The organism is Mesorhizobium sp. M4B.F.Ca.ET.017.02.2.1 (assembly GCF_003998955.1).
Classification (GTDB): Bacteria; Pseudomonadota; Alphaproteobacteria; order Rhizobiales; family Rhizobiaceae; genus Mesorhizobium; species Mesorhizobium abyssinicae.
On record NZ_RZOF01000040.1, the window covers coordinates 1 to 16,980 of the forward strand.

Here is a 16,980-nt window from a genome sequence, read left to right on the forward strand (position 1 = left end):
TTCCAGCATGGCTTTCAGATAGTCGGCTTCGGACTGGGGTCGCGGCTCGAGCCGCGGCGGCAGTGCCGGATCCGCGATGGGGAAGCGCTCGCCGGCTATGCCGAGCGGATAGTAGTCGAGGCCGGTTTCGGTCGCCGGGTCGATCGCGGCGCTCAGCTCGATGATGCGCGCGACGGAAAAATGCTGGGCAAGCACCTTGCCGCCGGAATTCGACGCGCCGCCCGCCAGCCAGGCATCACCGAGCCGGTGGCTGTAGATGCCGTAGCGTGGCGCCGAGATCGGCCGGTCGGAGAGGATTTTGATGGTGAGCGACGAGCCGAGCGCGGTGACGCCCTCGCCGGCGGTCGTAGCGCCGGTGGCCAGGAACGAGGCGCAGCCATCCGTCGTTCCGGTGACCACCGCGACGTCGCGCGCAAGGCCGAACCGCTCGGCTGCCTCAGTGGTGAGCCTGCCGGCCACGCTGCCCGGCCTGGTGACTTTGGGCAGCAGTTCCATGCGCATGCCGGTCGCTGCGATCCAGTCCGGCCAGCGGCCGGCCTCGACATCGTAACCGGTCTTGAGGCTGTTGTTCTCGTCGCTGACATCGAAGCGGCCCGAGAATTGCCCGGCGATCCAGTCGGCCTGGTGTAGCATCCTGGCGACGCCGGGCACGAGTTGGAACGCCAGCGCCTTGGCGAGGCCCGATGTCGCGCCATGTGCCGCACTTGCTTCCGGCGCCCCGCGGGCGATCACGGCGAGGATCGCGTCGTCCAAAACCTTGTCGTTGTACATCAGTGGCTCGGCCAGCGGCCGCCCGGCGGAGTCGACCGGCAGCACGGTGCCCGAGGTGCCGTCGACCGCGATCGAACGCACCGCCGCGCGGTCGATGCCGGAGAGCAATTCCTTCAATGTCGCCTCGACCGCCGTCCACCAGACGGCGGGGTCGCGGCCGTTGGCGCCAAAGCGGTCGAGCGGCACGGCGGCGTGCGAGGCGATGGAGAAATCCGGACGCATGGCGACGGCGCGCGCGCCTGAGGTGCCGATGTCGATGCCTATGGCCAATGGCGCCATGTCGCTGTCCTTCGCAACTGCCGGCCGCGTCGCGCTTTCCGCTCGAAATCCCTGCAAGGGAACCGACGTCGGTATCGCAGATGCGAGCGATCTACGTCAATCATGATCTTCCTTCGTCAGAAATGGCTTTGCTGGCGCCTACAGCTTGAGTAAGTTACGCCAAGCGACATCCGGGAGGAAAAGTTGAGCGACTCCGGCCGTCAGCGTCAGATCGTCGAGATCTTGCGGGACCGCCCCTTCGCCTCGGTGCGCGAGCTGCAGCAGCGGCTTGGCGTTTCGGCGGCGACGATCCGGCGCGACATCGACAAGATTGACGGCGCCGGCGAGGCGCGCAAGGTCTATGGCGGCATCTCGGCACTCGATGGCGTCGCGCAGGCCGGCATCGCCTACGCCAGGCCCTATGACGAGAACCGCGATCTCGCGGTCGAGGCCAAGCGGCGCATCGCCGCGCTTGCCGCGACCATGGTGCGCGACGGCGAGGCGATCATCGTCCACGGCGGCTCGACCTGCTTCCATCTCGGCGTCAGGCTTGCCGACCGCAACATCCGCCTCTTCACCAATTCCATGCCGCTCGCCGCCTATCTCAGCGATCACGGCCATTGCAGCCTGACGATCGCCGGCGGCGACCTGCATCGCGAGCCCGGCATCATCCATTCGCTCGCCCAGGCGGCACCTTTCTACGCCTCGAAATTGTTCCTCGGCGCCCAGGGGCTCAGCCAGGAAGGCGTGCTGGAATCGCACCCGCTGCTGGTCCGCTCGATCGTCGATTTGAGCCTGTGCGCCGACCAGATCGTGGTGCTCGCCGACAGCCGCAAGCTGTCGATCCATGCCCGCAATGTCGCGCTGCCGCTGTCGCGCATCGGCACGCTGGTCACCGATGACGGCCTGTCCGACACCGACGCGCGCATGCTGGAAGATGCCGGCGTCGCGGTCCGCATCGCCACGTCCTCGGGAGCCATCCGGTGAAACTGGCCGTGCTCGATTTCGGCAAGACCAATTCGAAGCTGTTCGTCTTCGATGAGGACGGGCGCATCCTCGGCGAGCGCCGGACCAAGCCGGTCTGGACACATGCGGGCAACTTCAGCGTGCTCGACCAGGCGGCACTGCATGACTGGGCGCTCGCTGCCGTCGACGAAGCGGTCGACAGTCACGGCGTCGAAGGGCTGATGGTCTCCGGCCATGGCTGCACCTTCGCCCTGGTCGATGATACGGCACTGACGCATCCGATCCTCGACTACGAGCAGGAGCCGCCTGCCGAGGTCGCGGCGCGCATCGATCGCCGCATCCCGGATTTCTCCGAGACCTTCTCGCCGCGCCTGCCGCTCGGCTTCAACTATGGCCGCCACATGCTGTGGCTGAACGAGGTCGAGCCCGGCGCCTTCGCCTCGGCGACATCGATCCTCGGCTATCCGCAATATTGGAGCTGGCGTTTCGGCGGCCGCGCCGTCTCGGAAGTGTCCTATCTCGGCTGCCATTCGCATCTGTGGGCGCCGCGCCGGCGCGACTTCTCCTCGCTGGTCGACGCCGAGGGCTGGCGCGTCCGCATGCCTGCCTTCGGGCGCGCCGGCGCCGTTATCGGCGAGCGGAACTTTGGCAAGGCCGGCAGGCCGGTCGCCATCCATAACGGCGTCCATGACTCCAATGCCGCGCTCCATGCCTATCGCCGGCAACAGCTTGGATCGCTCACCGTGGTCTCGACCGGCACCTGGGTGGTCGTGCTCAACCCCGATTGTCCGCTGGACGCGCTCGACCGTGACCGCGACATGCTGGTCAATATCGATGTCGACGGCGGTCCGGTGCCGACCATCCGCTTCATGGGTGGGCGCGAATTCGCGGTGATCAGCGCCGGCTGGCAAGGCGCGATATCGCCGGCTTCGATACAGCGGGTGATCGACGCCGGCATCATGGCCCTGCCCAGCTTCGCGCCGGGCGGTCCGATGCCTGGTCGCGTCGGCGAAGTGATCGGCGGTGCGCCCGACAGCGAAGGACGCGCTGCGGTGGCACTGCTCTATGTGGCGCTGATGGTCGATCTGTCGCTCGACCTGATCCATTCCAAAGACACCGTCATCGTCGATGGCGGGTTGAACGCGGGCGGCCTGCTCGCCAGCCTGCTGGCGCAGCTACGGCCCGGTCAGCCCTTCCTGCAGGGCGCCACGCTGGAAGGCAGCGCCACGGGCGCCGCCGCACTCGCCTTCGAGAGCGCCGGCCGAGGCATGGCGGCCGAAACGCCGGAGCCCGTTGATGCCGCGCACTTTGCCGGGTTAGCCGGCTATCGTGATCGCTGGCGCGATCTTGCGATCGGCGCCGAGAACGGCAAGGGCCGCACTGCGGCACGATAGATTTGAGCAGATGGAGACGATCATGGCGCGCATTGGTATCCACTCCTTCGTCTGGTCGGCGAGCTCGGCGCAAGCGGATCTCGAGCGCACGCTGGCCAACACGAAGGAAGCCGGCTTCGACCTGATCGAGTTCTCCTATCTCGACCCCGCCAATGTCGATATCGGCCGGCTCGCCAGGCGCATCGCCGATCTCGATCTTGGCGTCGCGATCAGCATCGGGCTGCCGGCCGACGGCGATATCTCGAGCGCCGACAGGACGGTCGCCGCGCGCGGCGTCGACATCCTCAACCGCACCATCGCGCTTACCCGCGATCTCGGCGGCCGCAAGGTGGGCGGCATACTGTCGACCAGCCACGGCCTGCAGACCGAGGCGCCGACGCGCGACCAGTGGACCCGCAGCGCCGCAACGCTGGCCAAGGTGGCGGAGACGGCCAAGGCCGCCGGCGTCACCCTCAACCTTGAGATCGTCAACCGCTTCGAGAGCAATCTGCTCAACACCGCCGCGCAGGGACTGGCCTTCATCGAGGACACCGGTTCCGACAACATCTTCCTGCACCTCGACACCTTCCACATGAACATCGAGGAGGCCGATGCCGCCCTGGCCATCCGCAACGCCGTGGGCAAGATCGGCTATGTCCATATCGGCGAGAGCCATCGCGGCTTCCTCGGCACCGGCAGCATCGACTTCGCTGGGATCTTCGATGCGCTGACCGCCATCGGCTACGACGACGACCTCAGCTTCGAATCCTTCTCCTCGGAGATCGTCGACGAGAACCTGTCGAAGAAGACGGCGATCTGGCGCAATCTGTGGACCGACAATATGGAGCTCGCCCGCCATGCCCGCCGCTTCATCGCAGTCGGGATGGAGACGGCGCGGCGCAAGGCCGAGCTGGTCACGGCGACGCAGAGGCCTTGAGGCTCCGGCTGGCACCTACTGCTGCCTTGAAGCTTGCGGGTAATTTTACGACCGCATTCGATTAAGATCGTCCCTGTTTGATTCGTCCCGGTCATGGCCCGGAGAGCAGGAGCAGGAACGGCATGAGCAAGGCCCTTACCACTTTCGCGTTGGTCGCGGTGCTCACCGCCCTGCTCATGGCGCTTTCGCTTGCGGTCGCCAGGCACGGCTATCCCTACGGCGCTTTCGGTGTGAAGCGCCTCGACGGCATCGCCGATGCCGGCTCCTTCATTCCGCTAGCCGCCGTCTATTTCTTCAGCGCGCTCTTGATGATGATCCTGCCGTTGCGCGCCGCCAGCATCGTGCTTACCAACGCCGCCGATGCGCTGTTCTGGGCGACGGTCGCGCTGTTTGCCACCATCGTCGGCTGCCTCGTCGCCAGATGGGCCTTCGGCCAGGGCGGCGTGCTGTGGGCGCTGGTCAACTGGCGCTTCCTGTTCGTTGCGGCCATCGTTGCGGCCCACCTCGCCATGAACGAGCTACGCCGCAATATCCTGCTGAGAAGCCTGTTCTTCGTCGTCTTTGCCGCGGCGACGCTGGCCTGCCTGTTCTGGACCTTCCCGGCCTGACCACCCATATGTCGGTTCGGCAAGGCGGACAGGCGCGGGCTTTCATCGGCCCGCGCCATCGGCTATTCCGATCCATGCCCGCCTTCTCGCTGTCATCATTTGTCTGATAAATGGCTTGACTGAGAGATGACCGCGGCGGACAAGGCCGCCAGCAAAGCTTCACAAGGAAAGACCATGACCCTGTTTCGTAAGAACCTCATCGATGGCGACTGGGTGGGCGAGGCCGGCTCCCGCAACATCAACCCCTCCAACACCGGCGATGTCGTTGGCGAATATGCCTCTGCCGGACCGGATGAGGCGCGCCAGGCGATCGCCGCCGCCAAGGCGGCCTTCCCCGCCTGGTCGCGCTCGGCGCCGCTCGCCCGCCACGCGGTGCTGAGGAAGGCTGCCGACGAGATCACCGCGCGCAAAGACGAGATCGGCCGCGCGCTCGCCCGCGAGGAAGGCAAGACGCTGGCCGAAGGCATCGGCGAAACGATAAGAGCCGCCCAGATCTTCGATTTCTTCGCCGGCGAGACGCTGCGCCTGGCGGGCGAACTGGTGCCGAGCGTGCGGCCCGGCGTCGGCGTCGAGATGACCCGCGAGGGCGTCGGCGTGGCCGGCATCATCACGCCGTGGAATTTCCCGATCGCGATCCCGGCCTGGAAGATCGCGCCGGCGCTGGCCTACGGCAACACCATCGTCTTCAAGCCGGCCGAGCTGGTGCCGGAGAGCGCCTGGACCATCGTCGACATCCTGCACCGCGCCGGCCTGCCCAAGGGCGTGCTCAACCTGGTCATGGGCAAGGGCTCGGTGGTCGGCCAGGCCATGCTCGACAGCCCGGACGTCAACGCCATCTCCTTCACCGGCTCGGTCGGCACGGGAAAACGCGTCGCCGCCGCCAGCGTCGAGCACATGCGCAAGTTCCAGCTCGAAATGGGCGGCAAGAACCCGCTCGTCGTGCTCGATGACGCCGATCTGGCGGTCGCCGTCGATTGCGCGCTCAACGGCGCCTATTTCTCCACCGGCCAGCGCTGCACGGCCTCGTCTCGCCTCGTTGTGACCGACGGCATCCACGACCGCTTCGTTGCCGCGCTGAAGGAGCGCATGGAGAAGCTCGTCATCGGCGATGCGCTCGACGCCAAGACCCAGATCGGACCGGTCGTCGACGCCACGCAGCTGAAACAGGACGAGGACTACATCGCCATCGGCCGCCAGGAAGGCGCCGAGCTTGCCTTCGGCGGCGAGCGGCTGGGCCGCGAGACGCCGGGTTTCTACCTGCAGCCGGCGTTGTTTGTCGGCGCCACCAATGCCATGCGCATCTCGCGCGAGGAGATCTTCGGGCCGGTCGCCAACGTCATCCGCGTCAAGGACTATGACGAGGCGCTGACGGTTGCCAACGATACGCCGTTCGGCCTGACCTCCGGCATCTGCACCACCAGCCTCAAGCACGCCACGCATTTCAAGCGCAATTCGGAAGCCGGCATGGTCATGGTCAACCTGCCGACCGCCGGCGTCGACTTCCACGTGCCGTTCGGCGGCCGCAAGGGCTCGAGCTACGGCCCGCGCGAGCAGGGCCGCTACGCCATGGAGTTCTACACCACAGTAAAGACGGCCTATACATTCGCCGGCTAAAGCAATTCCAGGAAAAGTGTGAAACGGTTGGGCTCGGCGACTTCGCCGTAGCCTTCCGTCCGGAATTGCGTCAAAGCAATAAGGCAGGCTGGCGACGACGAAAGGAACCAGGCAGGCGAGCATGTCGACGACAGACTGGAAAGCGGACCTGACCTGGCTCAACCCGCCGCCGCACCACGCCTTTGCCGGCAGCGCCGTGCATGTGCGCACCGGCAAGGAGACCGACTTCTGGCGCGAGACCTTCTATGGCTTCTGGCGCGACAACGGCCATTTCCTCTATCGGCCGGTCGCCGGCGATTTCAGCGCCGAGGTCACGGTCAAGGGCGACTATCGGGTGCTCTACGACCAGGCCGGGCTGATGGTGCGGCTAAGCGAAACGCACTGGATCAAGGCGGGCATCGAATACACCGACGGGCTGGCCTATTTCTCGGTCGTCGTTACCAACGATACCTCGGACTGGTCGCTGGTCAGCATTGCTGCCGATCCCAACGGCGTCAGGATCCGTTTGACCCGCCACGCCGAGGCTATCCGCATCCAGTATCTGGACGCCGCCGACGGCCATTGGAAGCCGGTGCGGCTCGCCTATTTCCCGGCCTCGAAATCGGTCGATGTCGGCATGATGTGCTGCTCGCCGCAGCGTGAAGGCTTCGAGGTCACCTTTTCGGATTTTTCGATCGGTCCGCCCATTGCCAGGGAGCTTCACGACTAGGGCCGGCTTGGCCGAGCGGATAATCGGAGGTCCTTCCCCGAAGCTGGGTCCAAAGCGTATACGGAAGCGGTTCCCGCGCTTTGAAAGCGTCTTCATGCCATCGAACCAACCGCTCATCCTTTTCTACACGACCTTCTTCGGCAAGCCGGTCGACATATCGGCCATCCCCGCTTGCGCGGTGCCAGTCGAATGGACCAATGACCGCCGCCGCCTTGCCGAAGCCGCGGCGGTGGTGTTCCACCTTCCGGATTACCGCGAGATCGGCGACGCCCGCAAATATACCGGCCAGACATGGGTCGCGTGGTCGATGGAGAACCCGCAGAACTATCCACGTGCCGCCGCTCCCGGCTTCATGCGGCATTTCGATCTCACGATGACGCACGAGTCCGGATCGGACATCTGGACACCCTATCTTCAGGAGGCGAGCTGGTGGGAGGCGATACGCAACAGCGCGATACCGTCCAAGACCGAGAGCGCCCCGGTGGTGCGTTTCCAGTCCGCAAGCATCGACCTTAGCGGCCGTGGGGCGTTCGCAGCCGAGCTTGCCGGGCATATCGGCGTCGATTCCTATGGCCGCTATCGTCCCACGCGACAGATCGAAGGCCCCGATCTCGGATCGCGGACCAAGATCGAGACCATAGGGCGATACCACTTCTGCCTGGCGCTGGAGAATTCGATCGCGCCCGACTACGTCACCGAGAAGATCTTCGATCCGCTCTGTGCAGGCAGCGTGCCGGTCTATCTCGGCGCCCCCAATGTCGGCGAGTTCGTCCCTGCCAATTCCTACATCGACGCGACCGCGTTCGGCACGCCGGCCGAGCTTGCCGCCTATCTCCGCCATCTGCTGGAGACGCCTCAGGCCTATGAGGCCTATTTCGCCTGGCGCTCCCAACCGCTGCCGGGGCCCCTCGCCAGCCGTCTGGCGCTCCTGGAAACGCCGGCAAAATGCCGGCTGGCCGAGCGTATACATCAGCGCCTTCAGCAAGGTCAGGGCCTGTCGGCCGGCCGGCCGACACTGCCGTTTGGCGGCCTCTCCTTCCTGCGCACCAGGCTGCGCCGCTGGCGGAAGGCGCACCGTCGCCGTTGATGCGGGGCGGGCACGGCCGTTCACCACGGCACGTGCAGGATTTCGAGCTTGGGCAGGCCGACCGGCCGGATGCCCAGTTCGTTGGCCAGCACGCCGAAGGCTTCGGTCTCGATCAGGTCGCGATAGGGGATTTCGGGAAAGCGAAGACCGCCGCGATGCAGGGCCGCGTCGACGAGCAGCATGGTTCCGCCGACACCGTCGAGCCCGACAATGTCGAGATGCCTGAGATCGCTGAGATGGAGGCGGCTGTAGGAGCGCGCCGGCGGCTGGTAGAGGCCGCCATGGATCTGGCGATAGTAGCGATAGTCCTTTTCCGGCCGAACGCTGATGAAGGAGTTCAGGTCGAAACTGTCGCCGCCGGCTATCTTCACGCAATGCGGGACCGCGATGCGATGACCGGTTCCGACAAGCCGGCTTAGAACATCGTCCGGGAACCGCCAGACATCGATGTCCACCCAGAGCGCCCAGTCATCATCCGGCGCCAGGCCATGGTCGATCAGGTGGTTGCGCACCTTGGCGATGGCGCCGCGCCGCAGGCGCTGCAGCTTTGGCCGCGCCCGCTTCGCGCGATCGAGGCTGATGCCCGTCTGCTTCTGCAGCAGAACGATGTCGCGATATGTCCCGGCAAGCGGCGCCACCGCCCGCTGCAATCGTTCCCAGCTTCCGTCCGCGCTGTCGCCCTCGCAGAAGACCAGCTTGATCCTGTCCTTCGGGTAGTCGAGCGCGCCGACGGCGTCGAGAAACGGCCGGATATGGTCGGCCGCGTCGCGCAGCGGCACCAGCATGGCGACGTTGCGGCCCGTCGGCGGCGGCGCCGAAAGCACCGCCTGGCTGACGCTGCGCTTGGCCGTCACCTCATCCAGATACGCGCCACGGCTCAGTTGGTGCCAGTATCGGTAGACCTGAGTGCGGACCCTGTCCCGCCATCGCGGCGCCGGCATGGGCGTCCACCATGTGCCCGCCCAATGGTGAATGGACAGCGTCGGCCCGTCGTCGCCGTCTCTGCACCCCGACGAGTCCACCGGCGCGAACAGCGCCGAAGGATGGATGGCGAACGCCGATGGATCGCCATAGCAGAGCTGGGCGGAGGTCATCACGCTGGGACCGGTCGCGTCGATCGCTTCCTTGGCGTGGGCCAATCCCGGCAGGAAGGACAGGAGATGCAGCCAGAACGGGTGACCGGGCGGGCTGGCGATCGTACCATTGAACAACAGGTAAGGCAGTCCGCGGAAACCCGCCTGCACCCGCGCATGCGTGTCCGGCTCCCTGCAGACCACGATGCGATCCTCGCCCGTCAAGAGGTCGAAGGGTGCCACGCATTCGCAGTCGATGTCGGCATAGACGCCGCCGAAATGATGCAGCAGCAGATAGCGTCCCGCGTCGGCGCGCAGCACACCTTGCGAATAGCTGCAAAAGATCGGCAGGAAGTCCGGATAGTGCCGGGCGACGAATTCGAGCAGCATCCGGTCATTCCAGAACATCACCGTCCAGTCGGGATGAAGCCGCTTCCAGCTCTCGACATAGGCCTGGAAGCGGTCCGGGATGCTGTCGGTCTTCCAGGTCTGGTGCAGGATCTTGGGGATCATCGGCGGCTCATCGGGCGGGACGCTGAAGACGCTGTTGTCGTCATTGGCCGGCTCCGTCCGGTCCAAGGCCGTCGCGGACGGCGTCTCTTATAGCTTGCGGCCCGAATCGTGCCCAGACGGTCGCATGCGCGCGAGCGCGCTGTCGGGCGAGGCGGGCCGGGTCGCTGCACAGGGCGATCGCCATATCCGCCAGCCCCTCGTCCGACTCCGACAGCAGCACCTCTTCGTCCTCGATCAGATCGAGGCCCTCCACGGCCAGCGGCGTCGCCACCACCGGAACGCCGCAAGCCATCGCCTCAAGGATCTTGATGCGCGTGCCGCCGCCCGACGACAGCGGAACGATGCTGAGGTGAGCCTTGGCCAGGAGTGGCCTGGTGTCGCCCGGTTCCTCGACGAGCGAAACGCCGTCCAGCCCGGCGAGCGCCCGCACGGCCGGCTTGGGCGAACGGCCGGCAAGGACAACGCTCGCCGCCGGCAGCGCCTGCCGGATGCGCGGCAGGATGTTGCGCACCAGGCGCTCGGCGGCTTCGACATTCGGCCTGTATCCGAGATGGCCGACAAGCAGAACAACCGGAAACCCGTCTGCAAACGTGGGCTGCGCCGGCAACGCCGCCGGCATGGCCTCGGCCCGCGGAATGCCGTTCGGAACGACGTCGATCGGCGCCGTTCCGGAAGACAGCCTTTCACGGTCGAGACGAGAGCAGACCCAGATCCTGTCGACGATCCCGGCGGCCTTTCGCTCGAGGCGGTTGAGGCCGGGCGCGCTGACCGGCGAACCATCGGCCCGCTCCAATTGTCCGGCGAGATCCGATTCGACATTGTGCATGTCGAGGACGAGCTGCCCGGCCAGCGGTCGCAGCGGCCGAAGCAATCGGAACAGCGCAATGCCCTCGACGATGATGGTGTCGGGGCGAAATTCGCGAACGAGCGCCTTGAGGCGGGTGAGCGCAGGGCGCGGAATCCGGCCCTCGCCCCTGGCTCGCCGCCAGCCGAGCGCCGGAGCGCGCGGTTCGCCCGCATTCGTCAGCGCCGCCACGCGGATAGCGCTGACGAGCGGCTGCGCATCATCGGCCCGTGGCTGGATCGAGACGAGGCGGACCGGTCCGAGTTCGGCCGCCGCCATGGCATTGTCGAAATTCCGCAGATCGGCGCCCGACACCGGCGGGAAGGCCGGTTCGTGGCAAACCACCAGGGTCCGCCTCGGTCTGCCGGATGCCGGAAGCGATGGCGCCGGGGGCCTTGCCGGGGCCAGCCGCGCCAGGCGGATGCGGGCGCGGTATTGCCATGCCTTCCGGGCTCGGCCCAACGCTTCGTGCGCGCGCACGGCCCGCATCATGCCGCCCGCGTCGGCAATCATCCTGTGCTTGATCAGCTGGCGCGCGATCCGCTGCGCGATCCAGGCCTTTCGCCACTGCAGCGCCTTCCGGTCGACGCCGTGAGCCGCGAGCCGGTTCAGCGCCAGCGCTACGGCAAGGAACGTCGCGCGCGGCGCCGTGATGAAGCGCCGCGCCATCCTGGTTTCGTCGAGATGATAGAGGAGCACCGGCGCCGCGATGCTGATGACGTCGGCGCGCGCCAGAACGGCTGTCCAGAAGCACGTGTCCTCGTCGAGGCCGATCGCCTCCGGAAAGCGGATGCCGGCCGTCGCCGCTCGCGCCACCAGCGCGCTTCCCATGGCGATCGGCCACAGCTCGTTGCGGAGGTAGCGCCGGGTATTCTCGGTCCTGTCGCTGCCGTAGCCGTGCGGTGTCTTCATCTTGTCCGGTCGCCCCGCCGTGCGCCGGATGCTGGCCCCGACCGCGAGGCCTGCTTTCGGATGGCGCTCGAACGCCTCACGCAGTTGCGTCAGGCCGCCCTCGATCACCTCGTCATCGGCGTCTAGGAAGAACAGGAACCTGCCGCATGCGCGCGCCATGCCGGCATTGCGCGCGGCGCCCGCCCCGCCGAAGCGCCCGGCCACGACCTCCAGCGGCAAGCCGTGCCGCACCGCGCTTTCGGCCGCGACAATCGCCGTCCGATCGTCGCAACCATCGTCGACGAGCAGGACCTCGCGGATCAGCGCGCCGTCGGGGGCAAGACTGCCCAGCGCGGCGTCGATCGTCGCGACGGCGTTCTTCGCCGGAATGACGACCGTGATATCAGCGGCTGCTTCCCTGCTCATTGCCGCTCGAAGAAGCCGCGCTTCAGCATGTGGTCGTAATAGTGCTTGAACGGCGAGACCTGGCGCAGCGACAGGCTGGCAAGGCTCTCGATCGGCTGCGGCTCGACATCGAAGGGCGACTGGCCCTCCAGCCAGCTATAGGATGAGCCGTCCCTCAGCACGGAGGGGCTGGCAACGATATAGCCGCCAAGCGCCTTGAGGTGGCCGATCCTGCGTATGCCGCAATAGAGGCTCGACGACACCATCGGCTCGCGCGTCCGCAGATAGACATGGAAGCCGCTCGGCGATCTTGCCACCGGTGTGCGGCTTGCCACGGCGTCATGGCGGCGGCGCCAGCTCAGGTAGGCGGCAATGTCGTCGAAATCCAGGATCAACAGATTGGCCAGTCCCGCAAGCAGGCCGACATTGCCGGAGAAGTCGTCAAACCAGCGTCCGACATCGTCGGCACTTGGCGGTTTCTGCGACAGCTGAAAGCTTATAGAACAGAAGGCAAGCTCTTTCAGATCCTTGCGCTGGCTGGGCAGATGCAAGGGGTCATAGCCCATCGCCGCGAGGTCGAGATGCTTGCCGCCGGCACGAAGCGGCAGGCAGACATAGCCCTGCGTCAGCAGCCGGACTGCGTAGTCGGTCAGTATTCGGGGCTGCATCCGACAAATGTTCCGCGACCATGAATTCCCTGCCCAATCTCTTTAGCCGAACAGCCCGTTCGTCAAGCATTGGCGCATTCGCCGCCGCCTGGCCCCTTTCCGCTTCCAGTCCCTTCACGCGAATGTGCAGGCATCTCGATCGGGCGCGACCGCGTTCAGGCCGCCGTCTATGGCTGTCGGGTGGACCGGCGGGAACCCAATTCAAATGTTCTTGATCGATTTCCAGTGGTTCAGGCGCTCGGCGATCAATTCCACGCGCCGCTGATTGTCGTTTCCGTCCAGGATGGTCAGGTCCTCCGGATCGGCGCGCAAATAGACGCCGGAGGTTCGTGCATTCACCTCCGAGTTGGTGTCCGAACGCGTCGTGAAGTACCCGGATGCACGATCGGCGGACTCAAGCTTTATCTCGCCTGTCCCGTAGAGCTGCGGCGCGTTTGCGTCGAGGGGCCGTTCGCCGTTCCAATAGTAGAAGATGCCAGCAGACTCGCCCTTCTCCTTCGTCGCCTCGCTCCAGTATCTGGCTGACAGGCTGCCATTCTCCTGCCATGAGCGGCCGTTCAGCTCCAGCGCGCCATTGCGGTCCCGCGAAACTTTCAGCAGACTGACGGCGGAAGGCTCCCTCGCTGTGCGCTCCGTCAGGGAAAATTGCCACCAGAATCCCTCGATACGGGCGACGCGTCCCTCGTTTTCGATGGCGTTCCGCAGTTTTTGGTTGATCGCCCGCGTCTCCGCGGCGCTCGTGGCCTCGCCATAGCGTACCGACGTCAGGCCGAGCAGGTCGCTCGGCAGCTTGGCGCCATTGGCATGCAGGATGAATGTCCGCCGCATCCCCAGCACCCCGCCGAACAGCCCGGCCTCGAACACCACATTGTCCCGCGGCGAAGCCTGGGCGGGAACAGTGGCGGTCGATTCCGGCTGGCCCGCGCTCGTCCAGTCGTCCTGGGCGAACACGAACGCGGCGAAGTCGACCTCGCGCGTCAGCTCGAGGAGGCGCCCCAGCGTTGTCGTTCCTGGATTGAAAACCGTCGTCCACGGCTCGACATGGGCGATGTCCTCGAGGCCGCGCGTCAGCGCCTGCAACAGCTTCTTCTGTTTTCCCGACGAACCGAGGAAGATTCGAGGTTTGGCCATTCCGTTCCCTCCGGCGCAACGAAGACTCACCATAGCGTAGGCGGATGACCTATCTCATTGCAACGACGGCAGTGCGATGACGTGTTGCCGCTATCTCTCTGTCCGGTGCTGGAAAAACTGCAGGAACAGCTCGCGCTCGGTGGTGATGTCGAGCTTCTCATAGATCCGCCGGCGATGGTTCTTGACGGTGCCGACGGTGATGCCGAGGCGCCCGGCGATGTTGGCGGTCGGATGCCCGGCCAGCACCAGCTGGACCAGCTCTCTTTCGCGCAGCGAAAGTTCCGGCCAGAGGCTCGCCGGGACAGTCGGTTTCTGCTGAGGCGAGGCACCGGGGCTTGTGGGGGTCGATGTTCGGGAAAACGCGCTGCCGCGCGCCTTGATGTCGAGCGCATGCAGTGCCTCGAAAACCGGCAACCGCTCGACGAGCAGCGCGATCTCGCTGTCCTTGAACGACGCGGTCGAGCGATCGAGGAAGATGCCGAGGCACCAGTCGCCGCCGTCGGCCAGCATGATGCCGACCTCGTCGCAGATCTCCGACTGCGCCAGGAAACCGGCTATGTATTGCCCGCGCTTGGCCTTGTCGTCGGCGAAATGCTTCAGAGGCAGGATGCCCAGCCGGCGCTCCTGCCGCCAGGAGGCATAGAAGGGGTCGAAGATGTAGTAGCTGGCGAGATAGCGTCGCACCATCTCGTCCGAAAAGCGCCGATGCTTGACGAATTCGGGCGTCGTCGTCGCCGAATAGCGGGTGACCGTGACCAGGTCATGCGCGATGTCGGCGCCGATCAGGTCGATCAGGCAGTCGACATGCCGGTCCGTGCCGGTGGCGGCGATCGCCCTGGCCAGCGGCGCCCAGATAGTGCCCATGCGCATGCCCTTTTCTCGGCGAACCCGGCCCAAGCGTCATTGTGTCTTTAGGCATATGGCGCGATCGGGCCGACCGAATCTAGCCTGCGGTCATTCTCGGCAAGGGAAAGCGACCCGTGGACCAGATCACCACCAATCCAATCGTCATCGGCATCGACGCCGGCGGCACCATGACCGACACGATCCTTGTCGATCAGGACGGTCACTTCAAGATCGGCAAGTCGGCGACCACGCCGAAGAACGAGGCCGAGGGCTTCCTCGACTCGGCAGAGGACGCGGCCGATGCCTGGGGCATCTCGCTGCAGGACCTGTTTTCGGGCGTCAACGTGGTGCTCTACTCCGGCACCGGCATGCTCAACACGCTGTTGTCGCGCACCGGCCGCAAGCTCGGCCTGATCACCACCAAAGGCCTCGAGGACATGATCCTGATGGGCCGCGGCCTGCAGGCCTGGGCCGACTATTCCTATGCCGACCGCCTGCATGCGGTCACCCACCATCATCCTGATCCGCTGGTGCCGCGCCGCCGCACCCATGGCGTGACAGAACGCATCGACCAGTTCGGCGACGTCATCCTGCCGCTCTACGAGCACGAGGCGCACGCGGCGGCCAAGAAGCTGATCGCCGACAAGGTCGAGGCGATCTGCATCATGACCGTCTTCTCGCACGTCAATCCGGCGCATGAGAAGCGCATCGCCGAAATCTGCCGCGAGGAAATCGCCGCCGCCGGCGCCGACATCCTCGTCTACACCAGCCATCAGGTGCGTCCGGTCATCCGCGAGCAGTCGCGGCTGAACTCGGTGCTGATCGAGGCCTACGCCACTTCGCGCGGCCGCAAGCAGCTCAAGGGCATCGAGGACGTCTCCAAGAAATACGGCTTCAAATACGGCGTGCAGACGCTGCTCTCGTTCGGCGGCCTGACCTCGATCAACCATCCTCGCCTGCACGAGACCATGATCTCCGGGCCGATCGGCGGCATCCTGGGTGCTGCCTATGTCGGCAAGCTGATCGGCAACGACTCGCTGATCTGCTCGGACATGGGCGGCACCTCCTTCGACATGGGCGTCATCACGCGCGGCCAGACGCGGATCGAGAACGAGCCGCTGATGGACCGTTTCAAGCTCAACGTGCCGACGCTGCATCTTGATACGATCGGCGCCGGCGCCGGCATGATCCTCAAGGTCGATCCGCTCACCCGCAAGGTTTCGCTCGGACCGGAAAGCGCCGGCTCCGATCCCGGACCGATCTGCTTCGCCAAGGGCGGCACCGAGCCGACCATCGCCGACTGCGACGCCATTCTGGGCCGGTTGAACCCGCATTACTTCCTCGGCGGCAAGGTCGTGCTGCAGGTCGAGAAGGCGCGGAAGGCCTTTGAGGAGAAATGCGCGCGGGTGCTCGGCGTCGGCGTCGAGGAAGCCGCCGAAGGCATGATCGAGATGCTCGAGGCCGACGCCAACAACGCGCTGCGCCGCGTCATCTCCGGACAAGGCATCCATCCGTCGGAGTTCACGCTTCTGTCCTATGGCGGCTCCGGGCCGCTGCATCTGGCCGGCTGCTCCAGGGGCATCGGCTTCAAGGACATCATCACCTTCCAGTTCGCCGCAGCCTTCTCGGCCTTCGGCTGCACCACCGCCGACTTCATGCGCCGCCATTCGGTGTCGACGCAGATCGACATCGGCGCGCGCGCCAGCGACGACGAGCTGCAGGCCTTCGGCGCCAAGGTCACGGCCGTCTGGAACGATCTGACCAGGGCGGCGGTCGACGAAATGGTTGCCGACGGCCATGCGCTGGACAAGGTCAGGACCGTGCCGTTCCTGATGATGCGCTACACCGGCCAGCTCGAGGATGTCGAGGTGATGGCGCCGCTGTCGGCAATCGCTTCGGCCGACGACATGCGCAAGGTCATCGCCGAGTTCGAGGCGGTCTACGCCAAGGTCAACCACCGCGTCTCGCGCTATGGCGAAGCTGGCTTCTCGATCACCGAGCTCGGGCTGACCGCCACCGCCGACAAGGTCAAACCGATGCTGGTCAAGCGGCCGCTCGGCAAGCCGGATCCGGCTTCTGCCCATAAGGGCGTGCGCGAAGCCTATATCGGCGGCCGCTGGCACAAGGCCAATCTCTACGAGATGGACTTGCTGCAGCCCGGCCACGAAGTCATCGGCCCGGCCATCATCGAACATCCGGCGACGACGCTCGTCGTCCACCCGCAGGACCGCGTCTTCGTCGATGAATGGACGCTGCTCCACTACTCCCACGCTTGAGAAGGGCGAA

At 65.8% G+C, this 16,980-nt stretch carries 14 protein-coding genes; 8 read left to right on the forward strand and 6 right to left on the reverse strand.

Going from position 1 to position 16,980, the window contains the following annotated elements; genetic code table 11:
* On the reverse strand, positions 1–1,050 hold a 1,050-nt coding region (locus tag EN738_RS07890), incomplete at its 3' end, for an FGGY-family carbohydrate kinase (RefSeq protein WP_127283205.1).
* A 183-nt stretch (positions 1,051–1,233) separates the two neighbouring features.
* Between EN738_RS07890 and EN738_RS07895 the strand changes: the two genes are divergently transcribed.
* From EN738_RS07895 to EN738_RS07925, 7 genes are all read left to right on the forward strand, one after another.
* Positions 1,234–2,016: a DeoR/GlpR family DNA-binding transcription regulator gene (locus tag EN738_RS07895; RefSeq protein WP_127283206.1), complete on the forward strand. Its 783-nt coding sequence runs from the start codon at positions 1,234–1,236 to the stop codon at positions 2,014–2,016.
* Complete coding sequence (locus tag EN738_RS07900) at positions 2,013–3,389, forward strand: carbohydrate kinase (RefSeq protein ID WP_127283207.1); 1,377 nt, start codon at positions 2,013–2,015, stop codon at positions 3,387–3,389. Before EN738_RS07895 ends, EN738_RS07900 begins: the two co-directional genes overlap by 4 nt.
* A 22-nt stretch (positions 3,390–3,411) precedes the next feature.
* Positions 3,412–4,305 carry a sugar phosphate isomerase/epimerase gene (locus tag EN738_RS07905; RefSeq protein WP_127283208.1) on the forward strand — a complete coding sequence of 298 codons (894 nt, stop codon included), beginning with the start codon at positions 3,412–3,414 and terminating at the stop codon, positions 4,303–4,305.
* A 122-nt stretch (positions 4,306–4,427) separates the two neighbouring features.
* Positions 4,428–4,913: a hypothetical protein gene (locus EN738_RS07910; RefSeq protein ID WP_127283209.1), complete on the forward strand. Its 486-nt coding sequence runs from the start codon at positions 4,428–4,430 to the stop codon at positions 4,911–4,913.
* 174 nt (positions 4,914–5,087) lie between these two features.
* Complete coding sequence (locus tag EN738_RS07915) at positions 5,088–6,527, forward strand: aldehyde dehydrogenase family protein (protein WP_127283210.1); 1,440 nt, start codon at positions 5,088–5,090, stop codon at positions 6,525–6,527.
* Positions 6,528–6,648: 121 nt separating this feature from the next.
* A complete protein-coding gene (locus EN738_RS07920) occupies positions 6,649–7,236 on the forward strand; it encodes a DUF1349 domain-containing protein (protein ID WP_127283211.1) in 588 nt (195 codons plus the stop codon).
* Between the two features lie 94 nt (positions 7,237–7,330).
* Positions 7,331–8,323 carry a glycosyltransferase family 10 fucosyltransferase gene (locus EN738_RS07925; RefSeq protein WP_127283212.1) on the forward strand — a complete coding sequence of 331 codons (993 nt, stop codon included), beginning with the start codon at positions 7,331–7,333 and terminating at the stop codon, positions 8,321–8,323.
* A gap of 20 nt (positions 8,324–8,343) precedes the next feature.
* On the opposite strand, the gene EN738_RS07930 is transcribed toward EN738_RS07925, so the two are convergent.
* From EN738_RS07930 to EN738_RS07950, 5 genes are all read right to left on the reverse strand, one after another.
* A complete protein-coding gene (locus tag EN738_RS07930) occupies positions 8,344–9,909 on the reverse strand; it encodes a glycosyltransferase (protein WP_127283213.1) in 1,566 nt (521 codons plus the stop codon).
* Positions 9,910–9,949: 40 nt separating this feature from the next.
* Entirely contained in the window at positions 9,950–12,070 is a 2,121-nt protein-coding gene (locus EN738_RS07935) for a glycosyltransferase (protein ID WP_127283214.1), read from the reverse strand.
* Positions 12,067–12,717, reverse strand: coding sequence for a bifunctional DNA primase/polymerase (locus EN738_RS07940; protein ID WP_127283215.1), 651 nt, complete (start codon positions 12,715–12,717; stop codon positions 12,067–12,069). Before EN738_RS07940 ends, EN738_RS07935 begins: the two co-directional genes overlap by 4 nt.
* Before the next feature lie 201 nt (positions 12,718–12,918).
* A complete protein-coding gene (locus tag EN738_RS07945) occupies positions 12,919–13,881 on the reverse strand; it encodes a TIR domain-containing protein (RefSeq protein WP_348629078.1) in 963 nt (320 codons plus the stop codon).
* A gap of 57 nt (positions 13,882–13,938) precedes the next feature.
* Positions 13,939–14,718, reverse strand: coding sequence for a LuxR C-terminal-related transcriptional regulator (locus tag EN738_RS07950; protein WP_127283216.1), 780 nt, complete (start codon positions 14,716–14,718; stop codon positions 13,939–13,941).
* A gap of 110 nt (positions 14,719–14,828) precedes the next feature.
* Here EN738_RS07950 and EN738_RS07955 point away from each other — a divergent pair, with 110 nt between their 5' ends.
* Entirely contained in the window at positions 14,829–16,970 is a 2,142-nt protein-coding gene (locus EN738_RS07955) for a hydantoinase/oxoprolinase family protein (RefSeq protein WP_127283217.1), read from the forward strand.
* Positions 16,971–16,980 lie beyond the last annotated feature (10 nt).